Here is a 26,170-nt window from a genome sequence, read left to right as displayed (position 1 = left end):
CCCTTGCGCGGAGCGGGCTAGGCGAGCTTGCTGGAAACGGCCTTGATCGCTTTCAGTCCCGATCCGAACCGCGCGATGGCCTCCCGGTTCTTCTCCAGCTCGCCATAGGGCAGGTAGGATATGTCGAGGTCGGCTACGCGGCTGAACGCGGGCCGCTGCAACTGCGCGCGAACGTCCGTCTCGCGCGCGTCGGGCGCGACAAGGAACAGCCCCGCGGTCGCGTGAAGGTCGCCACCGCTCAAGGCCAGGTCGAGCATCCTGACGATGCCCGAATAGATCGAGGTCGAATGCTCCACCTCGAACGCCGCGGCGACATGATCGCCGGCCTTCTCAAGCCACAGCACGTCGATCAGCCGGATCGAGTCAGCGCCCTTCGACGTCGCGATCGTGTCGGGCAGGCGCTCAAGGCATCCTGCGCCCAAGGGTGATCCGTCGAAGGCGCGGCTGCGGTCGTTCGCGGCGATCCATACGTCATAGCCGAGCGCCAACCCTAGATCGCGAAGCCATGCCTGGATTTCGGTATGGGTGCGCTCGTTCTCGCCCTCGCGCTGAGCGGCCTTGCTGAGCGTGCGCGCTTCCTCGCGCGCCGCCTCAAGCCGCTGCCCCCAGCTCGCCAGCGTCGCGCCGCTCACGTCGAGGGGCGGAGCCGGATAGCGATCGGAGCCGATGTCGAACAACAGACCGCCGATCGCGCCTAAATCATTCGATAGCAGCTCGCGGAAGCGGTCGTTGAGATCGAGGATGCCGGTCCGCATCGCCAGAAAATGCTCCCAGCTCCCGAGCTTCACATTCGCCCCCGTCAGCGCGTTGTAGCCCTTAACGATTGCGGTGTTGAAGGGCGGCACCAGCGTCGGGTGAAGGAAGTAGAGGAGGTTGGCGACCGCCGGACCCAGCCCCTTGATCTTCAAACGGTCGATCGCGTGGATATGGCTGATGATCTCCTCGGCCGTGTCGCAACAGGAACAGGCGTCGAGCAAGCGGCCGAACGCGCGCTGATTGTCGGGGCTCTCGTAAATGTCGGGGATGCGGAGCTTCGGCTTCCAGAGGAACGCATGGTCCGCGCCCTTGAAGATTTGCCGCTGCTCGGCGACGGAATGGACGACGGTTTCGAGCGACGATCCGCGGTAGGCGACGCCGAACGTGCCGCGCTCGATCTCGCCGACAACCTGGGTGATGCCGCGCCGGATTGATCGGAAGTTCTTCAACCGCTCGTCCCAAAGAAACCAGCTCCGATAGGTCGCGCCCTGATCGTCACGCCAGCGGGCAATTAAGCGGCGCACCAGGCCGTCATGGTCGGTGCCAGTAGAAAGACTGTCGATCTGCGCTGCCATATGTCCCCGATTGCCCCCGGCCCGCGTTTGGCGAGCTAGTAATAGACCTAAGCTGCGGCCCTTATGGCGTCGAGGGTGTAGAGCTGGCCCCCGCAATATGAGGGCAACGCCGCTCCCGCGCGTAGATTCAACATACACGCCAGCGGTGCCGACAGGGCCTTGACCCTAACACGGTGTCATACCCTACATGCTCTCGGGTCGAAGGAGTCTTGCCATGAACGACCCTCATTCCCATTCCCAAGCCGGGGGTTGCGGCTGTTCGAAGCCTGCGCCTGAATCGGTCTCCACGCCCTCATCCTGTTGCGGGGGCGGCTCGGCCGCTCCCGCAAAGATCGAGCACGAACATCATCACACCGAAGCGGGCGGCTGCTGCTCGGGCAGTAAGGACAACGATGCCGCAGCAGCAGTGATCGACGCGGTGTGCGGCATGACGGTCGATCCCGCAAAAACGACACACCATGCCGAGCACGCTGGTCATGCCTATCATTTCTGTAGCGCAGGGTGCCGGAGCAAGTTTGTCGCCAATCCTGACGCCTATCTGAGCGATAAGCCGAAACCGGAGCCGATGGCGACGCCGGGGGCGATGTGGACGTGCCCGATGCACCCGCAAATTCGCCAGGAAGGGCCGGGAACTTGCCCAATCTGCGGCATGGCGCTCGAACCCGAAGAACCGTCGCTCGACGATACTCCCAACCCTGAGCTGGTCGACTTCACGCGCCGACTGTGGGTGGCGGGCGCGCTCACGATCCCGCTGCTCGTCGTCTCGATGTTCGCGGAAATGTTAGGCCTGCATGTGGTTAGCCCTGCGGCCTCGCCTTGGGTCCAGCTCGCACTCACCGCGCCGATCGTGCTGTGGGCGGGCTGGCCGTTTTTCGAGCGGGGGTGGACATCGCTTCGTACCCGCCATCTCAATATGTTCACACTGATCGCGATCGGCGTAGGTGCCGCCTTCCTCTATAGCGTGGTCGCGACGCTCGCGCCGGGCATCTTCCCAGCGACCTTCCGCACGCATGGGAGCATGGTTCCCGTCTATTACGAGGCGGCCGGCGTCGTGGTGACACTGGTGCTGCTCGGGCAAGTGCTCGAACTGCGCGCTAGGGCGGCGACAGGGCGCGCGATCCGCGCTCTCATGGATCTCGCCCCCAAGACGGCGCGACGCTTGCAGCCTGACGGTTCTGAAGAAGAAGTCGGGCTTGCCGACGTGGCAACCGGTGACCGGCTGCGGGTCCGCCCCGGTGAAGCCATCCCGGTCGATGGCGTCGTGGTCGAGGGTCGTTCGTCGGTCGACGAAGCCATGCTCACCGGCGAACCCGCGCCGGTCCTCAAGGAAGTCGAGGCGATCGTTACCGGGGGCACCGTCAACGGGACGGGCAGCCTGGTGATGGAAGCCCGCGCGGTTGGTTCGGACACGATGCTCGCGCGTATCGTCCGCATGGTCGCGGAAGCGCAGCGAAGCCGCGCCCCGATACAGGCGGTCGCCGATCGGGTTTCAGGATGGTTCGTGCCGCTCGTCGTGCTGATCTCGATTGCGACCTTCATCACTTGGTCGCTGGTCGGCCCTGAGCCGCGCATGGGCCATGCCCTGCTTAACGCCATCGCAGTGCTGGTGATCGCCTGCCCGTGCGCGCTCGGGCTCGCCACGCCCATGTCGATCATGGTCGGCACGGGACGCGGCGCTCAGGCCGGCGTGCTGGTGAAGAACGCGGAAGCCTTACAGGGGCTGGAAAAGGTCGATACCCTTGTCATCGACAAGACGGGTACGCTCACGGAAGGCAAGCCCAAGCTGATCGCGGTCGAGACGGTCAGCGCGGTCGGAGAGAACGACATGCTCGCGCTTGCCGCGGCCGTCGAAGGCCAATCCGAACATCCGCTCGCGCACGCAATCGTCGTTGCCGCCAAAGAACGAGGATTGCAGCTCGGCACAGTCGCGGACTTTGCCTCGCAAACCGGGCTGGGTGTCAGCGCCACGGTGGGCGGCCGCTCGGTCGTGATTGGCAATGCGGTGCAAATGAGCCGGATCGGCGCTGATCTCAAGCCGGTCGACGCCGCGGCCGATCGTCACCGTGGCGAAGGCGCGGGCATCATCCTCGTCGCGATCGACTGGGCGCTCGCCGGTCTGCTCGCAGTCGCCGATCCGGTGCGCGCATCGGCGCGCGACGCTATTGCCGCGCTTCGCAAGGAGGGCCTGCGGGTCGTCATGCTCACCGGCGACAATCGTGGGACGGCCGATGCTGTCGCGCGCGCCGTGGGCGGTCTTGATGACGTGCGCGCCGATCTGCTGCCGGAAGACAAGGCGCGTATCATCGGCGAGCTGAAAGCGAGCGGCGCAAGGGTCGCAATGGCGGGCGATGGGATCAACGACGCCCCGGCGCTCGCCGCCGCGGATGTCGGCTTGGCGATGGGAACGGGAACAGACGTGGCGATCGAAAGCGCCGGCATGACGCTCACGCGCGGCGATCTCTCGGCGATCGTGCGCGCCCGCAAGCTCGCTCGCGCGACGATGCGAAATATCCGCCAAAACCTGTTCTTCTCGTTCTTGTTCAACGGAATCGGCGTGCCGGTTGCGGCCGGCGTGCTTTACCCGGTTGCCGGTATCCTGCTGTCGCCGATGCTGGCCGGTGCAGCGATGGCGCTCTCGTCCTTCACCGTGGTCCTGAACGCACTGCGGCTCAACGCGGTAAAGCTGTGAACATCGGAGCGGCGTCGGACGCCAGCGGCGTCTCCCAACGCATGATCCGCCACTATGAAAAGATTGGTTTGGTGCCCGCGCCGCCACGGCGCGGGAACTACCGGGACTACGCCGACGCTGACGTTCATCGGCTGCGATTTATCGCCAACGCGCGCGACCTGGGGTTCCCGATCGAGGAAATCCGCACGCTGCTGGGGCTGTGGTCGGATCGCGATCGGTCGAGCGCGGAAGTGAAGACGCTGGCGGAAGCCCGCGCTGCCGAACTGGGCCGCAAGGTCCGCGTCTTGGACGCCATGCGCCGCTCGCTTACCGGGCTCGCCCAAGCCTGTCATGGCGATGATCGGCCTGATTGTCCGATCATCGAACGCTTGGCTGAATAACTTGCGCGGCTAACTTTTACTCCACTTGAGCGTGATCGTGCGTCGCACCGTTTCACGCGTTTCGCGCTGCGGCTTTGCCGCACCCCTCGATCGCCGCGCGGTTGGCCGTCACGATCCTGTCGGCCCCGACGATGGCGCGGAACGCGGTGGGACTGGCGCTCTGGATCATACGCTGCCCGGCTTCCCAGCGGGGCAAGTCGAGCGTCCGCGCCGCCATGCGCTCGGGCCATTGCCAGCTCGCCGGTGCGATCTCGCGCGCGACCAGGCCCGGCACGATCGCCCATGCGAGGATGCCGGCCGCCACCCCACCCAGGGCAAACCATAGCTGCCGATTCTTCTGGTCGGCGCGTGTCCATGCGGACCCGGCGATGGCGCGAAGATCGGCCATGATGCGGGCCTTGTCCTCGCCCGCCTTGGCGAGCGCCGCCTGATCCTCGCGCCGGGCGGCGCTGCCCGCCGCGGCGATGCGCTGCGCCATCTGCTCCGGCGTCATCGCCAGCGCCGGGGCCGCTTTCAGGAATTGGCCGATGCGCGCGACGTTCTCGCCTGCCGTGTTCACGTTCTGCTGGAGCACGCCAAGCGTCTCGGTATGGTCGGGTATGTCGATCGCCGCGCTCGGCCGCCAAGCCCTCCACGGCGCAGCGCCAGCTCGCCGCGCATGGCCTCGAACGCCTCGGCCGCGCCTGCTCCGCCCTGATCGTCCTCGTTCGTCACCTGTCGTGAGCCTGCAACCCGTGATATTCCTCCGAGTTAATCAAAGGAGACCCAACAATCACCGGACCGGTCATGCCTAAGACACCACACACGAAAGGCCCGGACGAAACCCTTTCTCTCCTCGCCGATCCCTATCGGTTCATCTCCAGGCAGTGCCAGCGCCTAGGCGCAAACGCTTTTGAATCCCGTTTCCTGCTGAAAAAGACCAACTGCCTTAAGGGGGCCAAGGCCGCCGAAATCTTCTACGATACGACCCGCTTCGAGCGCGAAGGTGCCATGCCGGTCGCTATTCAGAAGACACTGCTGGGCCAAGGCGGCGTTCAGGGTCTGGACGGCGAGACCCATCGGCACCGCAAGCAGATGTTCATGGGCCTGATGACACCAGAGCGCGTGCGGGCGCTGGCGCAATTGTTCGAGGCCGAGTGGCGCAGGGCGGTGCCGGGCTGGACGCGCAAAGGAGAGATCGTCTTCTATGACGAGTTGCATGAGCCGCTGACGCGAGCGGTATGCGCTTGGGCGGGAGTTCCTCTTCCGGACGATGAAGCCGGCAACCGCGCGGGCGAGCTGCGGGCGCTGTTCGACGCCGCCGGCTCGGCGAGCCCAAGGCATCTTTGGTCACGGCTGGCCCGTCGTCGCGTCGACGCATGGGCGAAGCGGATCATTGAAGGCATTCGGGCCGGGAGCATCGGCTCGGGCTCGGGGACCGCGGCTTACGCGATAGCCTGGCATCGCGACCGGCACGACGATCTTCTTTCGCCGCACGTCGCAGCGGTCGAACTGGTAAATGTCCTTCGCCCGACCGTCGCGATCGCAGTGTACATCACCTTCGTCGCCCACGCGCTGCAAACCTGTTCAGGGATCAGGGCGGCCTTGGTTCAGCAGCCGGACTATGCCGAGCTCTTCGTCCAAGAGGTCCGCCGATTCTATCCCTTCTTTCCCGCTGTGGTGGCGCGCGCGAGCCAAGATTTCGAGTGGGAGGGGATGGCCTTTCCGGAAGGGCGTCAAGTGGTGCTAGACCTTTATGGGAGCAATCACGACGCAGCGACCTGGGCCGACCCCCAGGAGTTTCGCCCTGAGCGTTTCAGGGCTTGGGACGAAGACTCCTTCAACTTCATTCCGCAGGGCGGCGGCGATCACTATCTCGGCCATCGCTGTCCCGGCGAATGGATCGTCCTCGCGATCATGAAGGTGGCGGCACACCTCCTCGTCAACGCGATGCGCTATGACGTACCGGACCAAGACCTGAGCATCGATTTCGCCAGGCTGCCAGCGCTTCCGAAAAGCGGCTTCGTGATGCGCAACGTCCACATAGGTGGCTAGGGCCGCGTGCCGTGGTGATGGTGATCGGCTCCGTTATCGACCGTTTGCGCGAGTACGGGGTGCGATGCGACATCTACGCAGTCGAATGTTGGTTCAGCAAGTCGATCACGGCGCACCTCGCCGCCCCGTCGCCTTCGCAACGGTCGATGGTCGCAGCCAGCAGGCTTTCTAGTTGCGCCAGATCCTCCATCTTAGCGCGCACACGCTCTAGATGGTGAGCCGCGATCTCGCGGACCTCACTGCATGACGCCTGCGCAGAACCGCCAAGAGACAGGATCGCGCGCACCTCGGCCGGGGAGAAGCCGAGTTCGCGCGCGCGACGGACGAACCCAAGTGCGCGGACGTGACCGGTCCCATATACCCGCCGCCCGCCGCTTGTGCGGGGTGGCGTTGCGAGAACACCAACGCGCTCGAAGTACCGGATCGTCTCGATATTCACGCCAGTCCGGCGAGACAGCTCGCCGATCGTGATGCTTTCCTCAACGCGCATATATTGCTTGCTCCTGTAGTCACTACAGGATGCATAACGGGCTAACCCGCTAGAGGCGATAGATGAACCAAGAGACCATCCCGCGTGAACCCCTAGGCGCACCAACGTCACGACGTCGCGCCGACACGGGGCTATCCGCCCTCGGCGCGCTTGCGAGCTTAGCCGCTGTTCTAGCTGCGGCGTCATGCTGCGTCCTGCCCCTCGCACTCGCGGCGCTCGGCCTGGGGGCGGGCCTGTCCAGCAACTTCGCCGCGCTGATACCACTACGGTGGCCGCTAACGGCGACCTCCCTCATCGGCTTGGCTGCTGGGTGGTGGGCCTACGCGCAGCGGCGGAGGTCCTGTGCTGGGGACCGGTCCTGCACAATGCCGCTGCCCTCGCGCGCGACACCTATCCTGCTCGCGATCGGAACGGTTCTGACGCTTATCGCGTTCGCCTGGGACCTCCTAGAAGCGCCGCTGATGAACGCGCTTTCCTGATGCAGCTCACCTCAACCCTGACCTGTCCCAAATGCGGCGGGGTGGCCACCGAAAGGATGCCCACCAACGCCTGCCAATTCTTCTATGATTGCCGGCATTGCGCGGTGGTGCTGCGGCCCCTGGCTGGCGACTGCTGCGTGTTCTGCTCATTTGGCGATGTCCCATGCCCTCCGATCCAGGAAGCGAAAGCAAACGGGACTGTGGCGGGCTGCTGCGGGTGAGGCGATAGCTTCACGTTTCTTCGTGAACTGGGGTCCTGCTCGCCAAGGTCGCGCAAGCGAAATTGCCTACTTCGGTCTTATTCGACCGGTTCCTGACCTGCCTCAACTGCTCATTTTCGAGAGGGCATTTGAACAGGATAGCATTTCGGGCGCTTCAAAAACCCTTGCTCCTCCAGTTGCTAGAGCATGTAACCGCAATTTGCTCTCCTGCGGACGGGGGGCTGGAGGTGGCTTTTTGACGGCCCGTGTTGAAGCAATCGGTATGTCTCGACGCTCATTAGTGGCGCGGCTGGTGGCCTGTGGAACCGGCTTGGTGCTCGGTTCTCCAACGCTCGCGCGACAGACTTCCCGGTCTGCGGCCTCGTGGAACTTCGGCGCGGCTCACCTCGAATGGGAGCCGCTGGAAGTCGGCACGGGTGATACCCTCCTTGTTTCGGCACAAGTGCGCGGAGTGCCGGCGCGGGCGGTGCTCGACAGTGGCAGCGGCGCGTCGATCATGAGCACGGCGCTCGCGACGAAGCTCGGCTTGAACAATGGTGAGCGGCGCATGATTAGCGGGCTGAGCGCCAAGGCCCCGGTGCTGCTGGTCCGCGACATCGACGTACAGCTCGCCCGCGAAACCCGTCGCTTACCCTTTGCCGTTGTTGGTGATCTGAGTTCAGTGTCGGCGGCCTTCGGACGACCGATCGACGTTCTCCTCGGTGCCGATATGTTCACGGGCAGCTGCATCGCGCTCGATTTCGCGAACAGGCGTATGGCGGTCGTCAAGTCAGGCACGTTTCTCGCCGGCCCCGACTGGCGCGCTGTCGCGCTCGGACGCGGTGCCAAGCAGGAGCTGTTCATCCGGGCCTCCGTCGAGGGCCTGTCTCCCGTGCCCTTGATGATCGATCTTGGCAGCTCGGCCGCGCTGATGCTCTCGTCGGCCTATGCCCGCGATCAAGGGCTGTTGAACGGGAAGCTCGTCTCGACCGCGGCGATCGGCGGCGTCGATGGCGTGCGGGTCAACGATGCTTTCACAACCCAGAACATCAACATTGAAGGGCTTGGCGTCTCGAACGTCCCCACACTCGGGATGAGAGCTTGGCTCTCCACCAGCACGGTTGGCAATGTCGGCCTACCGCTGATCGCTCAATTCGACGTGGTGTTCGACGTGACCGCCGGATTCGTGTGGCTCCGGCCACTCGGTCCTCGTCGTCGCCTGCCGATGCTGAAGGACCGTAGCGGCCTTGGCCTCGCAGCCTCACCAACGGCGCTCACCGTCGTTCATGTGGCGGCGAACAGTCCCGCGGAAAAGGCTGGCTGGGCGGTTGGCGACCGGATCGTGGCGGTGAACGGCCATTCGATCGATGCGAACTATACGCGTGGGGAGCTCTGGCAAGTGCGCTCCCGGCCTGCTGGCACCCTCGTAAAGCTGACGATAGCCTCGGGTGATGTGCGCGACCTCAGGCTAGCCGACTATTACTGATCGGCTTGAGGGTGGCCTTTGCCGATCGCCTTCATGATCCGACAATCGGCCATGCGCGCCTTGGTGCAGCTCTGGCTGAGCATTGCCAACTCATCCCGCAACACCGCGAGTTGCGCCAGCCTCTCCTCAACATCCTTGAGGTGCTGAGCAGCGATAGCTGAGGCGGCACCACAATCCTGGTCCGGGTTCTGCGCCAGCCCCATCAACGATCGTATTTCGTCGACCGAAAAGCCGAGCCGGCGACCGTTGCGGATGAAGTGCAAACGCTCGATGTCGCTGGCATCATAGGTTCTACGGCCCGACGCCGTGCGCGGGGCGGAGCGCAGCAACCCGATCGACTCATAAAACCGGATCGTCGTCACTTTTGTCGACGTCTCGCTGGCGAGCTGCCCAATCATCACCGGCTTCATCATGCCATCCTTGCTAATGCGAACGTGTCGCACATTTCGCTTGCTTCTACAGCGACTGGAGGTGGTAAGGAAGGCCGCATGAATGCTTCTACCGAAAGCTGCGGGTGCCACGGGGAGCCCGCGCGCGCGCAAACCGATCCGGCCTATCGCCGTGCGCTGCTGACCGTCGTGGTGCTCAACCTCGGCTTCGGAGTCGCCGAGCTGTTCGGCGGGTTCATCGCCGATAGCCAAGCGCTGAAAGCGGATTCCCTCGATTTTCTCGGGGACGGGTCGATCAGCCTTATCGGTCTTCTCGCGCTTGCCTGGTCCGCACGGGCGAGGGCAAAGGTCGCGCTGACGCAGGGGTTGTTTCTCGGTGCGCTTGGCGTGGGCGTAATCGGTTTCGCGATTTGGCGCGCCCTGAACGCAACCGCGCCGGATGCCGAACTGATGGGCACAATCGGCGTTGTCGCGCTCGCGATCAATGTCGTGTCCGCCTTGGTGCTTGCGCGTTTCCGGGAAGGGGACGCCAATGTTCGCGCGATCTGGCTGTTCAGCCGCAACGACGCGCTCGCCAATGTCGCGGTGATCGCCGCGGCCGGTCTGGTGGCGTGGACAGGAAGCGCCTGGCCGGACCTCGCCGTCGCCGGCCTCATCGCCCTCCTGTTCCTCCACTCCGCTTATGAAATCGTCACTGGCGCTCGGCGCGAACTGGGAGAGCGGTAGTGCGTCTGCTCACCTTGATCCGGGCAATGCTCTCGCTGCGGCTGCTCGCCGCGCTCGCTGCGCTGCTGATCCCTGCTGCGGCATTCGCCGAACCCGGCGACGTGCAAACCGCATGGCGGCTGCTCGACTATATGGCCGTCGATTATGGAGGCGCGGTCGCGAACGGTCGGATCAAGAGCGCGTCGGAATACGCCGAAATGAATGAGTTTGCCGCGTCGGTCTCGACACGGCTTCAAGGCCTGCCGGCGAAGCCGGAGCGCCAAGCCCTCATTCAGCGGGCCGCCAACCTCCAAGCGGTAATCGCGGAAAAGGGATCGACTGAACAGGTGGCAACACTGGCGCACGGGCTCGCGGCCGATCTGCTGCGCGCCTACCCGGTGCCGCTCGCGCCCGATAAGGCTCCGAACCTCGTCTCCGGCCATGCCCTGTTCCAACAATCCTGCGCGTCCTGTCACGGCATGACGGGCAACGGCCGTGGCCCCGACGCCGCCAAGCTCGCGACACCCCCGATCGCCTTTACCGATGCCGAACGTGCGCGCCAGCGCAGCGTCTTCGCGCTCTATCAGGTGGTGACGCAGGGCATCGACGGGACGGCGATGCAGAGCTTCGCCGATCTGCCGAACGATCAGCGCTGGGCGGTAGCATTCCGAGCCGGGAGCTTCGCCTTCACGGACGCGCAGGCGCGCGAAGGCGAGCGGCTGTGGAAATCCGATCCGACCCTTCGCCGTCGCATCCCGGACCTGAAAACCCTGGTCGCACTCACCCCGGCCGCGCTCGGCGCGGCGATCGGCGACGCCAAGGCTGACGCCGTGCTCGCGTTCCTGCGTCGCCACCCTGAACAGGTGATGCAACAGGCTCCCGGCTCGCTCGCGGTCGCCCGCGCCAAACTCGCCGAAAGCGTGGCCGCTGCCCGGCGTGGCGATGCGCGGATGGCAAAAGAGCTGGCGCTGTCAGCCTATCTCGATGGGTTCGAGCCGATCGAACCAACGCTCACCGCGCGCGACGCGACGCTGATGGGCCGAATCGAGGGCGCCATGGGGGAGTTCCGCGCCGCGATCGACCGGGGCGCATCGCCCGATGATCTCGCGGAGAAGGTCACGGTGCTGGGCGGCTTTTTCGATGATGCAGAAGCGGCGCTCGCGCCCGATGCCGCCACCGAGGCGTCCACGTTCCTGGGCGCGTTCACGATCCTGCTGCGTGAAGGGCTCGAAGCCCTGCTCATCGTCGTCGCCATGATCGCGTTCCTGCGTAAAGCCGAGCGCGGCGAGGCGCTGCGGTACGTGCATGGCGGCTGGGTCAGCGCGATCATCGCGGGCGGGATCACCTGGGCGGTCGCCACCTATGCGATCGGGATCAGCGGTGCGAGCCGGGAGCTGACGGAAGGGTTTGGCTCGCTGTTCGCCGCGGTCGTGCTGCTCTCGGTCGGGATTTGGATGCACGGCAAGGCGCAGGCCGATCAGTGGCAGCGCTATATTCGCGAGAAGATGTCGCGGGCGCTCTCGGGCGGGTCGGGCTGGTTCCTGTTCGGGCTGGCGTTCGTCGTAGTTTATCGCGAGGTCTTCGAGACGATCCTGTTCTATGCCGCGCTTTCGGCGCAAGGTGACAACGGGATGCTTCTCGCGGGGGCCGGGTCGGCGATTGGACTGCTCAGCCTGATCGCTTGGGCCATGCTTCGCTACAGTCGCAAGCTGCCGATCGCGCAGTTCTTCCGCTATAGCTCCTGGCTCATGGCGGTCCTGACCGTCGTGCTGGCGGGTAAAGGCGTCGCCGCGCTCCAGGAAGCCGGCCTTATCAACATCGCACCGCTCGCGGACGTGCCACGGCTGTCGATGCTCGGCGTGTTTCCCACTTGGCAATCGGTGCTGGCGCAACTCCTGATGGCGGTCGCCATTGCGGTCGGGTTCGCCTGGAACGGGCGCGACCGATCCCGCTCGGGTTCCGGCTCAGTGACCCTTGGTTCGAATTAGTGCAATGACATGAAAACCCTTCCGTGATAGAGGCAAGCTAGTGCGAGCCTTTTTGCCTTTCCTGACATGCCTGATGCTGGTCCTGACCAGCTTCTCCGGCATGGCCCATGCCGCCGATCTGGCGGGGGGAAGCATCGCGGGCATTGAGTTCACGGTCCATACCGCCGGTGACATCGATCAGGTGCCATCGGACTCGGACAAGAATGTCCCGCATCATCACAATTATTGTCACGGACACGACGTCGGCGCGCCTGCGCGCACGACGATGGAATATACCCCCGTCCTCACAGTGCCCAAGCCGACAATCTCCGCCTCTGCGTCGCTCGACGGCCGCACCGGCATGGTCCATTTGAGGCCCCCCCAAGCCTGACGTCCGATTTGGGCGTGCGTTGGCGCGCCCCTGTCGATCATCGTCAGGAGTCCTATTTTCATGAATCGTATCCTCGCGGCCATGCTGGCCGCAGCGTCTTGCGCCACGATGGCGCAGGCGCAGGTCGGACCGTCCGCGCCTGTTGCGCAGGATGCGCCGGTCTACACGCTTGACCAAGCGGTCAGTGCAGCGGGCGGTTCGGCCCCTGCTGCGGAAGCGGCGACAGCTGGAATCGACGCGGCCCGTGCAGGTCGCACAGTCGCCGGCTTGCGGCCCAATCCGGTGGTTCAAGGCCAAGTCGAGAATGTCATCGGCTCCGGGCCGTATCGGGGGGTCCGCAGCGCGGAAACCACGGTCGGCTTTGCGATCCCGATCGAGCTAGGCGGCAAGCGCGGCGCCCGCGTCGCGGTCGCCAATGCGCAATTGTCCCGGGCCGAGATCCAGGCCGCGATCATCGCGGCGGATGTCCGGCTTCAGGTAACGCAGCTCTATGTCGAAGCGGTCGCGGCCGATCGCCGGGTAATGACAGCCCGCGATCAGGCCCGGATCGCCAGCGATGCGCTGCGGGCCGCGAGCGTTCGCGTGCAGGCAGGGCGGGCATCGCCACTCGAGCAACAGCGCGCGGATGTCGCGCGTATCAATGCCGACGCCAATGTGGAGCGGCAGCTTCGCTTGGCCGAGGCGGCCCGCGCCAATCTGGCGCGTCGGATCGGACGGCCGATCGACGGCCTGCTCGATGACACGCTGCTCGATCGCCTTCCCGGTGTGAACGTCTATGGGCCGTTGGCACCGGTCAACACGACCGGCACACTCGCGCTGGCGGCAGCCAACGCGGATTTCTCCATTGCCGAAGCCGGCGTGCGGCTCGCGCGCGCCAATCGCGTGCCTGACCTGAACGTCGGGCCGTCGATCCGCCGCCTGGAAGCGACCAACGACATGGCGGCGGTGTTCAGCGTGTCGATCCCGATCCCGGTGTTCAACAATGGTCGCGCCGCGATTGCGCAGGCGACCGCGCAGCGGACCCAGGCGGATGCGCAGCGCCGCGTGACCGCGCTCGACATCGAACAGGCGATCACGGACGCGCAGGCGCAGGCGGCCAATGCCGCAACGACGGCTCGTGCGGCGTCGGGGCCGGCGCTGGCGGCTGCACAGGAGGCCGCCCGCATCGCGCGGATCGGCTATCGCGAGGGCAAGTTCGGCCAGCTCGAATTGCTCGATGCTGAACGCACGCTCGCCGAAACGCGGGTCGCCGCGATCGACGCGCTTGCCAATTACCAGAATGCCCGCGCGCAAGTGGAGCGACTGACCGCTCGTGCGCCCAATGGGGGGAATCAGTGATGAAGAGCTTTTATCTCGCGGGCGCGGCGTCGCTCGCCCTGCTCTTGGCTGCCTGCGGCGGCAAGGATGGCGGAAACGAGGCAACTGCCGAAGGCGCAGCTGCCAATGAGACGGCAGCGGGCACGGAAAAGGGCGGTGCTGAAGGCGGTCATGCCGGTGAAGGCGTCGTCACATTGGGTGCCGACCAGATCGCCACAGCGGGCGTCCAGGTCGGACGGCCGATCATCGGCGGGGCCGGGACGATCGAGCTGCCCGCGATCATCGAGGGCGACCCACAGGGAACGCAGGTCGTCTCGGCCGCAATTGCGGGACGCGTGGTCGCGCTCACCCGTAACCTCGGCCAATCGGTCGGACGCGGCCAGACCATTGCGGTCATCGAAAGCCGCGAGGCGGCGCAGATCAAGGGCGAGGTCGAGGCGGCGCGGGCGCGGCTTCAGCTCGCTAATTCGAACCTCGCGCGCGAACAGCGGCTGTTCGCGCAGAGAGTCTCCCCTGAACAGGATCTGATCGCCGCCCGCACAGCGGCGACGGAGGCGCGGATCGCCCTGACGCAGGCGCAGAGCATGGTTTCGGCGGCGGGTGTCGGCGGCGGCGGGCTCAACCGGCTCGGCATTGCCGCGCCGATCTCGGGCCAGATCATTGCGCGCCCCGTGACGCTGGGACAAACGGTCGCGGCGGATGCCGAACTCTATCGCATCGCCAACCTGAGCCAGGTGTCGATCGCGCTTAATCTCAAGCCCGAGGATGCGGGCCGGGTGCGTCCCGGCAATACGGTGCTGGTGAAGGCGGCAGGCCGTCAGGCGACCGCCCGCGTGACCTTCGTGTCGCCGGCGCTTGATCCGCAGACGCGGCTCGTGCCTGCGCTCGCCACCCTCGACAATCGCGGTGGCGAATGGCGGGTCGGCGAGCCTGTGACGGCAGCCGTGCAGCTCACGGGCAGCGGCGGGAGCGGGGCGGTCCGCGTGCCGACGACGGCGGTCCAGAGTTTCGAGGGCAAGTCGGTCGTGTTCGTGCGCACGCCCACCGGCTTCAAGGCGACCCCGGTCCAGCTCGGCGATGCGTCGGGCGACACGGTGATCGTCCGGTCGGGCCTGACCGGCAACGAACAGATCGCCACCACCGGAAGTTTCACGCTCAAGGCCGAGATCGGCAAGGGCGAAGCGAGCCACGAGGATTAAGCCATGATCGCCCGTATCGTAACCTGGGCGGTCGAGAAGCGCTGGCTAGTCCTGCTCCTCACCGTCATCGTCGCCGCCATCGGCGCCTTTTCCCTCTACCGGCTACCGATCGACGCGGTGCCGGACATCACCAACAATCAGGTCCAGATCAACGTCCGCGCGCCTGCCCTCTCGCCCGAGCTGGTCGAGAAGCAGGTGTCGTTTCCAATCGAAACCGCGCTCGCCGGCACCCCCGGCCTGGAATATACGCGCTCGTTGAGCCGCAACGGCTTCGCGCAGATCACGGCGGTCTTTTCGGACGCGACGGACATCTATTTCGCCCGCCAGCAGGTGGGCGAGCGTCTGCGGGGCGTGCAAGAGAATCTGCCCGACGGCGTGAACCCTGAAATGGGTCCGATCGCGACAGGCCTGGGCGAGGTGTACATGTACACCGTTCGTCTCGATCATCGCGAGGACGACAAGCACAAGCCCGGTGAACCGGGCCAACAGCCCGATGGCAGCTACATCACGCCAGAGGGCGAGCGACTGACGACCGAAGAGGACAAGGCGACCTACCTGCGCACCGCGCAGGACTGGATCGTGACGCCGCTTCTGAAGACCACACCGGGCCTCGCCGGTGTCGACTCGATTGGCGGTTACGCCAAGCAGTTCCTCGTCGTGCCCGACGTGCAGAAGCTGGCCTCGCTCGGCATCACGCTGACGGACCTGGGAAATGCGCTGGAGCGCAATAACACCAGCGTCGGCGGTGGCTTCGTCAATCGCAATGGCGAAGGTCTGGCTGTTCGCTCGGATGCGCTCGTTCGCAATGCCAGCGAGTTGGCCAGGACCGTGATCGCGACACGTAACGGCGTGCCGATCACGGTCGAACAAGTTGCGACTGTGAAGACGGGTCAGGCGATCCGCATGGGTTCGGCATCGGAGAACGGTACCGAAGTCGTCGTCGGCACGGCGATCATGCGGATCGGCGAGAACAGCCGCATCGTGTCGACCGCGGTCGCTGAGAAACTGAAGACGATCAACGCTTCGCTGCCTCCTGACGTCGTAATTCAGCCGGTGCTGAACCGCACCGAGCTGGTCAATTCGACGATCAAGACGGTCGCGAAAAACCTGTCCGAAGGCGCGGTGCTGGTCATCGTCGTGCTCTTCCTGCTGCTCGGCAACTTCCGTGCGGCCCTGATCGCGGCGTTGGTCATCCCGATCACCATGATGCTGACAGGCTTTGGTATGCTGCGCGCTGGGGTCTCGGCCAATCTGATGAGCCTTGGGGCTTTGGACTTCGGTCTGATCGTCGACGGCGCCGTCATCATTGTCGAAAACGCGCTGCGCCGGCTTGCCGAGCAACAGCATCATGAAGGCCGATTGCTCAGCGTCAAGGAACGGCTCGCGACCGTGGCAGCCGCTGCGCGTGAGATGATCCGTCCCTCTGTGTACGGGCAGGCAATCATCATCCTCGTCTACGTACCGCTGCTCACGCTGACCGGCGTGGAGGGTAAAACGTTCGGACCGATGGCGCTGACCGTCATCATCGCGCTCGCCTTCGCCTTCATCCTCTCTCTCACCTTCGTGCCGGCGATGATTGCGATCTGGCTGTCGAAGAAGGTCGAGGAGAAGGACGGCCGCATCATCACGTGGCTGAAGAAGCGCTACGAACCCGGTCTCGACCGGGCCATGAAGCGCCCGACGCTGACGATCGGTGCGGGTGTGGGAAGCCTTGTGGTGGCGGCGCTTGCTTTCACTACGCTCGGCTCGGTGTTCCTGCCGCAGCTCGACGAAGGCGATTTGCTGATCCAGTCGCTCCGCATTCCGGCAACGTCGGTCCAGCAGAGCCAGGCGATGCAGGTGCCGATCGAGCGGATGATGTCGAAGCAGCCGGAGGTGCAATTCGTCTATTCCAAGACGGGCACCGCCGAGCTGGCGGCCGACCCGATGCCGCCGAACGCGACCGACATGTTCGTCATCCTGAAGCCGCGCAAGGATTGGCCGGATCCTGAGCTTCCCAAGGAGGAGCTGGTCAGCCGGATCGAGGGTAATCTCGCGAAGATTCCGGGAAATGCCTACGAGATCACCCAGCCCATCCAGATGCGCTTCAACGAGCTGATCGCCGGCGTGCGCGGCGACATCGCGGTGAAGGTGTTCGGGGACGACTTCAACCAGATGAACCGGACGGCCGAGCAAATCGCGGCGGTGCTGCGCAGAACGCAAGGCGCAGCGGACGTGAAGGTGGAGCAGACGACCGGTCTTCCCATGCTCGACATTCGCGTCAACCGCGACGCGATGGCGCGGTTGGGCGTTACGGCTCAGGATGTGCAGGACACCGTGACTGCGACGATCGGCGGGCGAACATCGGGCCAGATCTTCGAGGGCGACCGTCGCTTCCCCGTGGTGATCCGCCTGTCGGAGGCGCAGCGTGCCGACATCGGCCTGCTCCAACAGGTGCAGGTGCCGGTGGCAGGCGGCGGCTATGTACCGCTGTCCAGCGTCGCCGAGATCAAGGTGGTCGATGGTCCGAACCAGATCAGCCGCGAGAACGGCAAGCGGCGCGTGGTGGTGCAAGCCAACGTGCGTGGCCGCGACGTCGGATCCGTCGTGGCGGATGCGCAGGCGGCGATCGGCAGCCAACTCCGGCTGCCTGCCGGCACCTATCTCGAATGGGGCGGCCAGTTCGAGAACCTCCAATCGGCAAGCGAACGGCTGAAGCTGGTCATTCCGGCTTGCTTCATCTTGATCCTGCTGCTCCTCTACGGGGCGTTGGGATCGGTCCGCGACGCCGCGATCGTGTTCACCGGCGTGCCTTTCGCGCTGGTGGGCGGCGTCCTGTTGCTGTTCCTGCGGGGCATGGACTTCTCGATCTCGGCGGCAGTGGGCTTCATCGCCCTCTCGGGCATCGCGGTCCTCAACGGCCTCGTCATGGTCAGCTCGATCCAAGATCTGATCCGATCAGGGATGAGCCGCGAGGAAGCCGCGCATGTTGGCGCGATGCAGCGTCTGCGACCCGTCATCATGACCGCGCTAGTCGCCAGCCTCGGCTTCGTGCCGATGGCGCTGGGCGAAGGCGCCGGCGCAGAGGTTCAAAAGCCTTTGGCGACGGTCGTCATCGGCGGTCTGATCTCGGCGACGCTTCTTACGCTGTTCGTGCTGCCGACACTCTATGCCCGGTTCGGGCAGAAAGTGATCGAGAAACCCGAGCACTACAATGAGGAGCATGAAGGGGACGACCACGGTCAGACCTTCGTGAACAACTTGGCCTGATGGATGGGCGGGGCGATCCGCGATCGCCCCGCCCATCTCTGGGAGATGGGGATATGCCTCGCACCATAACCAGCTCGATGCTTCACGGCGGGCCACTGCGCATCTGGTCGGCACTCACCGATCCGGATCATCGCCGGGCGTGGAGTCCGCTCGTATTTCTCGATGATCCGTCCCGGCTCGGCGACACAGAATGCACCTTTGCGATCCAGGGCATCACCCGGCCAATTCGGACGCCAGCACGGATTGATCGATTCGATAAACCGCACGCCTTCGCTTGGTCCTGCGGCATCCCCTATCTGTTCACGCTCGAAGAGCGGTACGAGCTGGCGGGGGACGATGGCGGCACCAGGCTAACGCATAGCTGCACGCTGCGCGGGGCGCTCTCCCTGCCGTTCGCGGCGATGATGTTGCGCCGCCTGCGATCCCTGATGGTCGAATCTGACGATCGCCTCGCAACCTATCTCCGCTGGCGGGTAGGTCAGCCTGCCCGGGCTATCAATCGTCAGCGCGTCCCCTTCCGCTACAGGAGGAAGGCGCGATGATGATGCACTGTAAGCGGGTGCTGCCCGCCGTCATCCTCGTTGTCGGGCTCGCGGCGTGCTCGGAAAGAAAGCCGCCAGCCCCGCCAACGGAGCAGCAGATCCATTCGTCCGACAGCGCCGTGGCGACCGGGGAAATGGGGCGGCATAGATATCGCTGTTCCGACGGGGAACCGCTGTTCGTCGATTACAAGGACAACGGCCTGCAGATCGATTTGCGGCGCTCCAACGGGGGACCGCCGATGATGCTGACCGCGCCAGCGCAGGGCCTGCAATATGTCGGCGAAACAGCCACCGCGACCTTCAAGGGGTCGCAGCTCACCATCGTGGAAGGCGATGGCCGTACCCGGATCTGCGAGCGGGAAGGCACGCGATGAACTGCCCTGCCTTCGAACGCCACAGGGCGCTTCGTCGGAAGAGACCGATGTCTGACACGTCGATTTCAAATGTGACAACCTTGTGCGGCCTGAATCGGGCCGGTCTGGCGATCGCGCGCCTCGGCGTCGTTCTCGTCTCCGGGGCGGTTATAGGGGCGTGTAATCCAGCGCCGACCCAGCCTACCGAGCCGGCGCATGAAAAGCATCTGACGTCGAAACTAATCGCGCAGCGCATCATGTACTGCGACGACGGCACACGCGCCGATGTCGACTTCATCGATGACGGCTTGAAAATGGCCGTCACCTGGCTGCCGAAGGGCAGGACCGAGATCCTGCGCGCGCAGCGAACCGGTGACGAGTTTCGCGGCGACCATTCGCGGGCTGTCGTGGCGGGCGGATCGATCGCGTTCACGCGACGCGGGAAGATCCGCGTCTGCCACCGAACCCCGGAGGAGTCCTAGGAAATGCAGGCACTGCTCTATACGCTTGCGCCTGTGCTGGCGGTCGTGCTCGGCGCGATTGTCGCGAGCCGCACCAAGTTGAAACCTGGCCTCGTGGCGGGCCTACAGCATCTCGCTGCCGGCGTCGTGTTCGCGGCGGCAGCGACCGAAATCCTGCCGCAGGTCAAGCATGAGGCATCGCCCAGCGCGACGTTGATCGGCGGGGCGGCGGGCGTCGCGACCATGCTGGGGCTCAAGGCTCTTGAGGCCCGCTTCAAGGGGCTGATGGCGCTACTCGCCGCGATCGGCATCGACATTCTGGTCGACGGCCTGGTGCTCGGCCTCGCTTTCGTGGCGGGCGAGAAGGCAGGTCTCCTGCTGACGATCGCGCTCACTCTGGAAGTGTTATTTCTGGGACTGACGCTGACCGACGAGCTGGCGGAAACCTATCGCTCGCGCTTGCGCATCATCGTGATCGTCTCGGCATTGGCCCTGCTGCTGCCGATCGGCGCGCTCGCTGCCGTGCCGGTCGCCGCGCTGTCGCCGGTGATGATCGCCGGCTTCCTCAGCTTCGGGCTGATGGCGCTGCTCTACCTCGTCACGGAGGAGTTGCTGGTCGAGGCGCACGAGAAACCCGACACCCCGCTCATCAGCTCGATGTTTTTCGTCGGCTTCCTGGCCCTGCTGACACTTGAGGAGATGATGGGATGATCCCGGGCAACGACAACAATGGCGGGCAGGAGCGCCGCACACTGTGGATCGTCCTGCTGCTGAACGCGGCGATCGCTGCGGGCTTCTTCGTTTCCGGCTTCTTCGCGGACTCGAGCGCGCTGATCGCCAACGGCGTCGACAACCTGTCCGATACGGCTGTGTATGCGCTGAGCCTTGTGGCGCTCACCCGGGGCCAGACATGGAAGACACGCGCCGCGGTCGCTTCGGGCGTCATGCTGCTGATCTTCGCGGGCGGCATCTTGATCGATGTCGGACGGCGCTACGTGCAGGGCAGCGAGCCCATCGGACCTACCATGATGGTCATGTCCGCGATCGCCGGCGTCGTGAATTACCTCTGCCTGCGGCTGCTCCAGCGCCTCAAGGATCCGGACGTCAATCTCCGGGCCGCAACCACCTTCAGCTTCAACGACTTCATTTCCAACGGCGGCATCCTGATCGCCGGCGTGCTGGTGCTGTGGTTGGGTACCAATTGGCCGGACCTGCTGGTCGGCTTCGCCACCGCCATCATCGCCATCAAGGGCGGTGTCGAAATCCTGCGCGACGCGCGCGCCGAAACCAAGAAAAGCGAAAGGAGGTCGTCATGAACGACAAGCTCGAACTCGACATTCCAGTGTTGTTGCCGGACCTTCCTGACGCGGCCGATGCCTGCCTGGACCGTCTCGTATCAACCCTGTCAAAGCGCGAAGGTGTCGAGCGGGCGCATGTGATCTGTCTCGACGGCAACACGCCAGCGGCGCTGTGCATCCATTTCGATGCCGCCAAGCTGCCGCTGCCACGGTTGCGCGAAATGGTGCGCGCCGCAGGTGCCGAAATCACCGAGCGCTACGGCCATGCGATCTGGCAGGTGACGGGGATCAACCACGAACGTCGGGCGCGCACGGTCAGCGATGCGCTGTGCGCCTTGCCCGGCGTGGTCCAGGCAAGCGCCAGCACCAGCGGGTCTGTCCGGGTCGAATATGATCGCCGCGAAACCACCGAAGAGGAGGTGCGCGCTGCGCTTCGCAAGCTGAAGGTGAGGGTGGGCAAGCGGGTCGCTGCCGATGAACATGCCGGCCACGACCACGGCCCCGGGGGCCACGGCGCGGGCGAAGAGAAGCACGGCCCCGGCGATGGCCACGACCATAGCCACGCCGAATTTCTCGGCCCCAATACCGAGCTGATCTTCGCGCTCGCCTGTGGCGCGCTGCTGGGGATCGGCTACGCGATCGAGAGGCTGGTCGCTGGCGCGCCCGAATGGCTGCCGACCGCCTGCTATATCGCAGCCTATTTCTTCGGCGGATTCTTCACGCTGCGCGAGGCGATCGACAACCTCCGGATGAAGAAGTTCGAGATCGACACGCTGATGTTGGTCGCTGCGGCCGGCGCCGCTGCGCTGGGCGCATGGGCCGAAGGTGCGCTGCTGCTGTTCCTGTTCAGCCTCGGCCATGCGCTTGAGCATTATGCAATGGGCCGCGCCAAGAAGGCGATCGAGGCGCTGGCGAAGCTCGCGCCCGAAACCGCGACCGTGCGACGCGGCGGGCAGACCAGCGAAATCCCGGTCGAGCAGATGGTCGTCGGGGACATTGCCATCGTCCGCCCGAACGAGCGCCTGCCTGCCGACGGCTTCGTCATCAAGGGCACCAGCGCGATCAACCAGGCCCCGGTCACGGGTGAAAGCATCCCGGTCGACAAGGTGCCGGTCGCAGATGCCGCAGCGGCACGCGCCAAGCCCGATGCAGTCGACGCGGAAAGCCGGGTTTTTGCTGGTACGATCAACGGCGGCGGCGCGATCGAGATCGAGGTGACACGCCGTTCCAATGAAAGCGCGCTTGCCAAGGTCGTGAAGATGGTGAGCGAAGCGGAGACGCAGAAGTCGCCGACGCAGCGCTTCACCGACCGGTTCGAACGGATCTTCGTGCCCGCCGTCCTGGTCCTGTCAGTGCTCCTGCTGTTCGCATGGGTGGTCGTCGACGAGCCGTTCCGCGACAGCTTCTATCGCGCGATGGCGGTGCTGGTGGCGGCAAGCCCGTGCGCGCTCGCGATCGCAACGCCGAGCGCGGTCCTGTCGGGCGTTGCCCGTGCAGCGCGGGGCGGCGTGCTCGTGAAGGGCGGTGCACCGCTCGAAAACCTCGGGTCGCTCAAAGCGATCGCTTTCGACAAGACGGGCACGCTGACCGAAGGTCGTCCGCGCATCACTGATGTCGTGCCCGTCGATGGCGCCGATGAAGGCGAGTTGCTGGCGCTGGCTGTCGCCGTCGAAGCGTTGAGCGACCATCCCCTGGCCCAAGCGATCGTCAAGGACGGCCGCGAACGTCTGAACGATCGTGCCGTGCCGACTGCCGGCGACCTCAAGAGCCTGACCGGTCGGGGCGTCACCGCGAGCGTGGATGGCGAGACGGTGTGGATCGGCAAGGCCGAGATGTTCGGAAGTGAGGGCATTCCGGCGCTGGGGCAGGGCGCGCAGGACGCAATCGCGAAGCTGCGCGAGAACGGCCGCACGACAATGGTGGTCCGCAAGGGGGACCGCGACCTGGGCGCGATCGGCCTGATGGACACGCCTCGCGAAGCTGCCAAGACCGCGTTGCGTCGGCTGCACGAGATGGGCGTGTCGCGGATGATAATGATCTCCGGCGATCACCAGAAAGTCGCCGAAGCGATCGCCGACGAAGTCGGGATCGACGAAGCGTGGGGCGACCTCATGCCCGAAGACAAGGTTGCCGCGATCAAGAAGCTCGCCGGCGAAGACAAGGTCGCGATGGTGGGCGACGGCGTGAACGATGCGCCGGCGATGGCAAGCGCCACGGTCGGCATCGCGATGGGCGCGGCGGGGTCGGACGTTGCGCTGGAGACAGCCGACGTGGCGCTGATGGCCGACGATCTGGCGCACCTGCCATTCGCAGTCGGTCTTAGCCGCCATACCCGTGGAATCATCCGGCAGAACGTCTTCGTCAGCCTGGGTGTCGTCGCCTTCCTGGTGCCTGCTACCATCCTCGGCCTCGGCATTGGGCCAGCGGTGGCGGTTCATGAGGGATCGACGCTGCTCGTCGTCATCAATGCGCTCAGGCTGCTCGCCTACCGCGATCCGGCAGGGAAGGCGGCATGAAGTGGCTGATCGCCTTCGACCTCGACGGCACGCTTGCCGAGAGCAAGCGGCCGTTATCGGAGGATATGGCCGCAATCCTCGCCCGATTGCTCGCCATCACGGATGTGGCGGTGATCTCGGGCGGGGACTGGCCGCAGTTCGAAAAGCAGATCGCCTCGCGCCTTCCTGCCGGCGTCGCGCTCGACCGTCTCTGGTTGATGCCGACCACAGGCACGAAACTCTATCGGTTCATCAATGGCGCTTGGCGCGCGGTCTATGCCGAACTGTTCGACGACGCGGAGAAGGCGAAGATCCGCATGGCCTTCGATCAGGCGCTGACCGATGCCGGTCTCGCCGACGAACGTATCTGGGGCGAACGGATCGAGGACCGGGGCAGCCAGATCACCTTTTCGGGCCTGGGGCAGGCAGCGCCGCTGAAGGAAAAGGAAGCGTGGGATCCTGACCGAAAGAAGAGGACCGCGTTGCAGGCCACGTTGCGCGCGAAGCTGCCGGAGCTCTCGATCAATCTCGGTGGCACGACATCGATCGACGTGACCAGAGCAGGGATCGACAAGGGCTATGGCCTGAAGCGCCTGAGTGCCGAGAGCGGTGTCCCGCTCGACGGGATGCTGTTCATTGGGGATGCGATATTCCCCGGTGGGAATGACTATCCCGCTGCTGAAATCGGCCTCGACACAGTGAGGGTGCGCGACGTCGCGGAAACCACCGCCGTCGTGACCGCCATCATCGCGTGTCTGCACCGATAGGATCAAGATACATGGTCGGCTCCATCGCGGAATGCCGCATTGTCAAAGCTCTGGCTTCTGTCGCTTAGGGCAGCGCTTCCTAAAACGAAAAGAAGGCAATGTGCGCGTCTCCGCGAACAAAGCCTCCAGCGATCAATCTAAGAGATTCCGCCGCGCTTCTCAATCGTAGGGGGCGTTTGCGGGAGGGGGCGGAATCCTACGCTAAGGATTTGGGCCAGCGATATTCCCCGGTTGGATTGATGTGTTCCCATCCCAACGGCGAGACGTGGGCGAGTAGATCAGGCGCGATATGGGTACCGCTGGCGGCCCGGGTATTGACGACCTCGCCGAGCTTCATGGTGTTCCAGAATATGATGATGGCGGCGAGCAGGTTCATTCCGGCGATGCGATAGTGCTGGCCTTCGCCGGATCGATCCCGGATTTCACCTCGGCGGTGGAAGCTGATGGCGCGCTTTAGGGCGTGGTGGGCCTCACCCTTGTTGAGGCCGATCTGAGCCTGGCGCTGGAGGCCGGCATCAAGAATCCAGTCGATCATGAACAGGGTTCGCTCGATGCGGCCCACCTCTCGCAATGCGAGGGCCAGCTCATTCTGGCGCGGGTAAGAGGCGAGCTTGCGAAGAATCTGGCTGGGGGCGACGATCCCCGCTGCGATCGTCGCCATGATGCGCAGGATGTCGGGCCAGTTGCGCTCGATGTGCGGTTCATTGATCTTACCTCCGACCAGCGCTCGCACATTGGCCGGCGTCGCGTTGGGCGTGAAGGCATAGAGTCTTTTCTGAGGGAGATCGCGGATACGGGGGGCGAACCTGTAGCCGAGCAAGGCGCAGGCGGCGAACACATGATCGGTGAAGCCGCCCGTGTCGGCAAAATGCTGGCGAACGCGGCGGCCCGCGTCATTCATGAGCAGCCCGTCCAGGATATAGGGAGCCTCGCTGACCGTTGCCGGGATCACCTGGGTTGCGAACGGCGCATATTGATCGGACACATGGCTGTATCCCTTGAGGCCCGGGACGTTGCCATATTTCGCGTTGATCAGATTCATCGCCTCGCCCTGCTCGGTAGCAAGGAAGAACTGCCCGTCGCTGGATGCCGATTGCCCTTGTCCCCAGAAGGCGGCCATGGGCAGGGCGGCGTGGGCCTCCACGATCATGGCGAGCGCCCGATCATAGGCGCTGCCTTCGACATGCCAGCGCGCGATCCGCAGCAATTCCCAGAAGCTGTGCGTGTTGGTCGCCGCCGCCATCTTGCGCAAACCGAGATTGACGCCTTCCGCCAGCAACACGTTCATCAGGCCGATCCGGTCGCTGCAGGGCGCGCCGGTGCGCAGATGCGTGAACGCCTCGGAAAATCCGGTTCGCTCATCGACTTCCAGCAACAGATCGGTGATCCTCGCGGGCGGGAGCTGTTGATAGAGATCGAGCACGAGATCCTCGGCCCCTTCGGGCGTGTCGGCCCTCAGCTTGTCGATGTGCAGCTTGCCGTTCTCGATGATGCCGCCTGGGATCGTGCCGGTTCGCGCCGCGCGGCCAAACTCCTTCAGCCGTGTATCCAGTCGAGCCCTGCGCTCGGCCAGCCATTCGCCGGGTCGCAGCGGCACGGCGAGCCGCGCGGTCTGCTCTATCGCCTGTGGCGGGACCAGAAGCTGCTTGAGGTCGCCATAGCGGCGCGATCCCGCCAACCATATGTCACCGGACCGGAAGGCGTCGCGGATGTGGAACAGCACCGCGATTTCCCAAAGCCGGTGGTCGCCGCTGGGCTCAGCGCGAAGATGACGATGCCATTTCGAGTTGGGACGTAGAAAATCCACCGGCGGATCGACCTTGATCCGGGGACCGGTGAGAGGATGGTCGAAAACGTACGCTAAGCACAAAGCCGTGTCAGCGATCGTATGACATCACGGATGGCCGGCTTTCCATTTTACCGGAATACGCAAGTAGGTGACACCGTT

23 protein-coding genes and 1 pseudogene are annotated in these 26,170 nt (G+C 64.9%); 19 read left to right on the top strand and 5 right to left on the bottom strand.

Annotated features, from left to right (window positions below; translation table 11 throughout):
- Positions 1 to 17: 17 nt before the first annotated feature.
- Positions 18 to 1,331, bottom strand: coding sequence for a hypothetical protein (locus tag MHZ35_RS02465; protein WP_017980793.1), 1,314 nt, complete (start codon positions 1,329 to 1,331; stop codon positions 18 to 20).
- A gap of 331 nt (positions 1,332 to 1,662) precedes the next feature.
- Here MHZ35_RS02465 and MHZ35_RS02460 point away from each other — a divergent pair, with 331 nt between their 5' ends.
- Both MHZ35_RS02460 and cueR read left to right on the top strand, forming a co-directional pair.
- Entirely contained in the window at positions 1,663 to 4,020 is a 2,358-nt protein-coding gene (locus MHZ35_RS02460) for a heavy metal translocating P-type ATPase (RefSeq protein ID WP_446741006.1), read from the top strand.
- A complete protein-coding gene (cueR, locus tag MHZ35_RS02455) occupies positions 4,017 to 4,400 on the top strand; it encodes a Cu(I)-responsive transcriptional regulator (RefSeq protein ID WP_017980795.1) in 384 nt (127 codons plus the stop codon). The genes MHZ35_RS02460 and cueR overlap by 4 nt, the downstream gene beginning before the upstream one ends.
- Before the next feature lie 52 nt (positions 4,401 to 4,452).
- Here cueR and MHZ35_RS02450 read toward each other — a convergent pair whose 3' ends face one another.
- On the bottom strand, positions 4,453 to 4,974 hold the full coding sequence (locus MHZ35_RS02450; RefSeq protein ID WP_017980796.1) for a DUF6118 family protein: 522 nt from the start codon (positions 4,972 to 4,974) through the stop codon (positions 4,453 to 4,455).
- Positions 4,975 to 5,186: 212 nt separating this feature from the next.
- On the opposite strand from MHZ35_RS02450, the gene MHZ35_RS02445 reads away from it, so the two are divergent.
- A complete protein-coding gene (locus MHZ35_RS02445; RefSeq protein ID WP_017980797.1) occupies positions 5,187 to 6,434 on the top strand; it encodes a cytochrome P450 in 1,248 nt (415 codons plus the stop codon).
- A 73-nt stretch (positions 6,435 to 6,507) separates the two neighbouring features.
- On the opposite strand, the gene MHZ35_RS02440 is transcribed toward MHZ35_RS02445, so the two are convergent.
- Positions 6,508 to 6,924, bottom strand: a complete 417-nt coding sequence (locus MHZ35_RS02440; RefSeq protein WP_017980798.1) for a MerR family transcriptional regulator — start codon at positions 6,922 to 6,924, stop codon at positions 6,508 to 6,510.
- A 62-nt stretch (positions 6,925 to 6,986) separates the two neighbouring features.
- On the opposite strand from MHZ35_RS02440, the gene MHZ35_RS02435 reads away from it, so the two are divergent.
- The 3 genes from MHZ35_RS02435 to MHZ35_RS02430 all read left to right on the top strand — a co-directional run bounded on the left by MHZ35_RS02435 (position 6,987) and on the right by MHZ35_RS02430 (position 9,089).
- Positions 6,987 to 7,403 carry a mercuric transporter MerT family protein gene (locus tag MHZ35_RS02435; protein WP_017980799.1) on the top strand — a complete coding sequence of 139 codons (417 nt, stop codon included), beginning with the start codon at positions 6,987 to 6,989 and terminating at the stop codon, positions 7,401 to 7,403.
- Positions 7,403 to 7,624 (top strand): GDCCVxC domain-containing (seleno)protein, encoded by a 222-nt coding sequence (locus MHZ35_RS17965; RefSeq protein WP_081609171.1) that lies wholly within the window; start codon positions 7,403 to 7,405, stop codon positions 7,622 to 7,624. Before MHZ35_RS02435 ends, MHZ35_RS17965 begins: the two co-directional genes overlap by 1 nt.
- Positions 7,625 to 7,886: 262 nt before the next feature.
- Positions 7,887 to 9,089 carry an aspartyl protease family protein gene (locus MHZ35_RS02430; RefSeq protein ID WP_081609172.1) on the top strand — a complete coding sequence of 401 codons (1,203 nt, stop codon included), beginning with the start codon at positions 7,887 to 7,889 and terminating at the stop codon, positions 9,087 to 9,089.
- On the opposite strand, the gene MHZ35_RS02425 is transcribed toward MHZ35_RS02430, so the two are convergent.
- Positions 9,083 to 9,499, bottom strand: coding sequence for a MerR family transcriptional regulator (locus tag MHZ35_RS02425; protein ID WP_004212867.1), 417 nt, complete (start codon positions 9,497 to 9,499; stop codon positions 9,083 to 9,085). The two genes, MHZ35_RS02430 and MHZ35_RS02425, sit on opposite strands and share 7 nt — an antisense overlap.
- Before the next feature lie 78 nt (positions 9,500 to 9,577).
- On the opposite strand from MHZ35_RS02425, the gene MHZ35_RS02420 reads away from it, so the two are divergent.
- The 13 genes from MHZ35_RS02420 to MHZ35_RS02360 all read left to right on the top strand — a co-directional run bounded on the left by MHZ35_RS02420 (position 9,578) and on the right by MHZ35_RS02360 (position 24,222).
- Positions 9,578 to 10,204, top strand: a complete 627-nt coding sequence (locus MHZ35_RS02420) for a cation transporter (protein WP_004212870.1) — start codon at positions 9,578 to 9,580, stop codon at positions 10,202 to 10,204.
- On the top strand, positions 10,204 to 12,171 hold the full coding sequence (locus tag MHZ35_RS02415) for a cytochrome c/FTR1 family iron permease (RefSeq protein WP_020486673.1): 1,968 nt from the start codon (positions 10,204 to 10,206) through the stop codon (positions 12,169 to 12,171). Before MHZ35_RS02420 ends, MHZ35_RS02415 begins: the two co-directional genes overlap by 1 nt.
- Before the next feature lie 73 nt (positions 12,172 to 12,244).
- Positions 12,245 to 12,541, top strand: coding sequence for a hypothetical protein (locus MHZ35_RS02410; protein ID WP_017980802.1), 297 nt, complete (start codon positions 12,245 to 12,247; stop codon positions 12,539 to 12,541).
- A gap of 60 nt (positions 12,542 to 12,601) precedes the next feature.
- Positions 12,602 to 13,879 carry a TolC family protein gene (locus MHZ35_RS02405; protein WP_004212875.1) on the top strand — a complete coding sequence of 426 codons (1,278 nt, stop codon included), beginning with the start codon at positions 12,602 to 12,604 and terminating at the stop codon, positions 13,877 to 13,879.
- On the top strand, positions 13,879 to 15,057 hold the full coding sequence (locus MHZ35_RS02400; RefSeq protein WP_004212877.1) for an efflux RND transporter periplasmic adaptor subunit: 1,179 nt from the start codon (positions 13,879 to 13,881) through the stop codon (positions 15,055 to 15,057). The genes MHZ35_RS02405 and MHZ35_RS02400 overlap by 1 nt, the downstream gene beginning before the upstream one ends.
- A 3-nt stretch (positions 15,058 to 15,060) precedes the next feature.
- A complete protein-coding gene (locus MHZ35_RS02395) occupies positions 15,061 to 18,306 on the top strand; it encodes an efflux RND transporter permease subunit (protein WP_004212878.1) in 3,246 nt (1,081 codons plus the stop codon).
- 53 nt (positions 18,307 to 18,359) lie between these two features.
- Positions 18,360 to 18,848 (top strand): SRPBCC domain-containing protein, encoded by a 489-nt coding sequence (locus tag MHZ35_RS02390; RefSeq protein WP_004212879.1) that lies wholly within the window; start codon positions 18,360 to 18,362, stop codon positions 18,846 to 18,848.
- The gene (locus tag MHZ35_RS02385; protein ID WP_004212880.1) at positions 18,845 to 19,222 is read left to right on the top strand and encodes a hypothetical protein; all 378 of its coding nucleotides are present in this window, start codon (positions 18,845 to 18,847) and stop codon (positions 19,220 to 19,222) included. Before MHZ35_RS02390 ends, MHZ35_RS02385 begins: the two co-directional genes overlap by 4 nt.
- Positions 19,223 to 19,269: 47 nt before the next feature.
- A complete protein-coding gene (locus MHZ35_RS02380; RefSeq protein ID WP_004212881.1) occupies positions 19,270 to 19,683 on the top strand; it encodes a hypothetical protein in 414 nt (137 codons plus the stop codon).
- A gap of 3 nt (positions 19,684 to 19,686) precedes the next feature.
- Entirely contained in the window at positions 19,687 to 20,373 is a 687-nt protein-coding gene (locus MHZ35_RS02375) for a ZIP family metal transporter (RefSeq protein ID WP_042469170.1), read from the top strand.
- Entirely contained in the window at positions 20,370 to 20,978 is a 609-nt protein-coding gene (locus MHZ35_RS02370) for a cation transporter (protein WP_004212885.1), read from the top strand. Before MHZ35_RS02375 ends, MHZ35_RS02370 begins: the two co-directional genes overlap by 4 nt.
- The gene (locus MHZ35_RS02365; protein ID WP_004212886.1) at positions 20,975 to 23,476 is read left to right on the top strand and encodes a heavy metal translocating P-type ATPase; all 2,502 of its coding nucleotides are present in this window, start codon (positions 20,975 to 20,977) and stop codon (positions 23,474 to 23,476) included. The genes MHZ35_RS02370 and MHZ35_RS02365 overlap by 4 nt, the downstream gene beginning before the upstream one ends.
- Positions 23,473 to 24,222 (top strand): HAD-IIB family hydrolase, encoded by a 750-nt coding sequence (locus MHZ35_RS02360; protein ID WP_042469173.1) that lies wholly within the window; start codon positions 23,473 to 23,475, stop codon positions 24,220 to 24,222. The genes MHZ35_RS02365 and MHZ35_RS02360 overlap by 4 nt, the downstream gene beginning before the upstream one ends.
- A 196-nt stretch (positions 24,223 to 24,418) precedes the next feature.
- On the opposite strand, the pseudogene MHZ35_RS02355 reads toward MHZ35_RS02360, so the two are convergent.
- Positions 24,419 to 26,062 (bottom strand): annotated as a pseudogene (locus MHZ35_RS02355) (Tn3 family transposase); the annotation flags it as partial.
- Positions 26,063 to 26,170 lie beyond the last annotated feature (108 nt).

It is taken from the genome of Sphingomonas sp. ACRSK, assembly GCF_022346685.1.
Classification (GTDB): Bacteria; Pseudomonadota; Alphaproteobacteria; order Sphingomonadales; family Sphingomonadaceae; genus Sphingomonas; species Sphingomonas molluscorum.
Note: the sequence above shows the minus strand (reverse complement) of the source record. Positions and strands in the feature narration are given on the sequence as shown.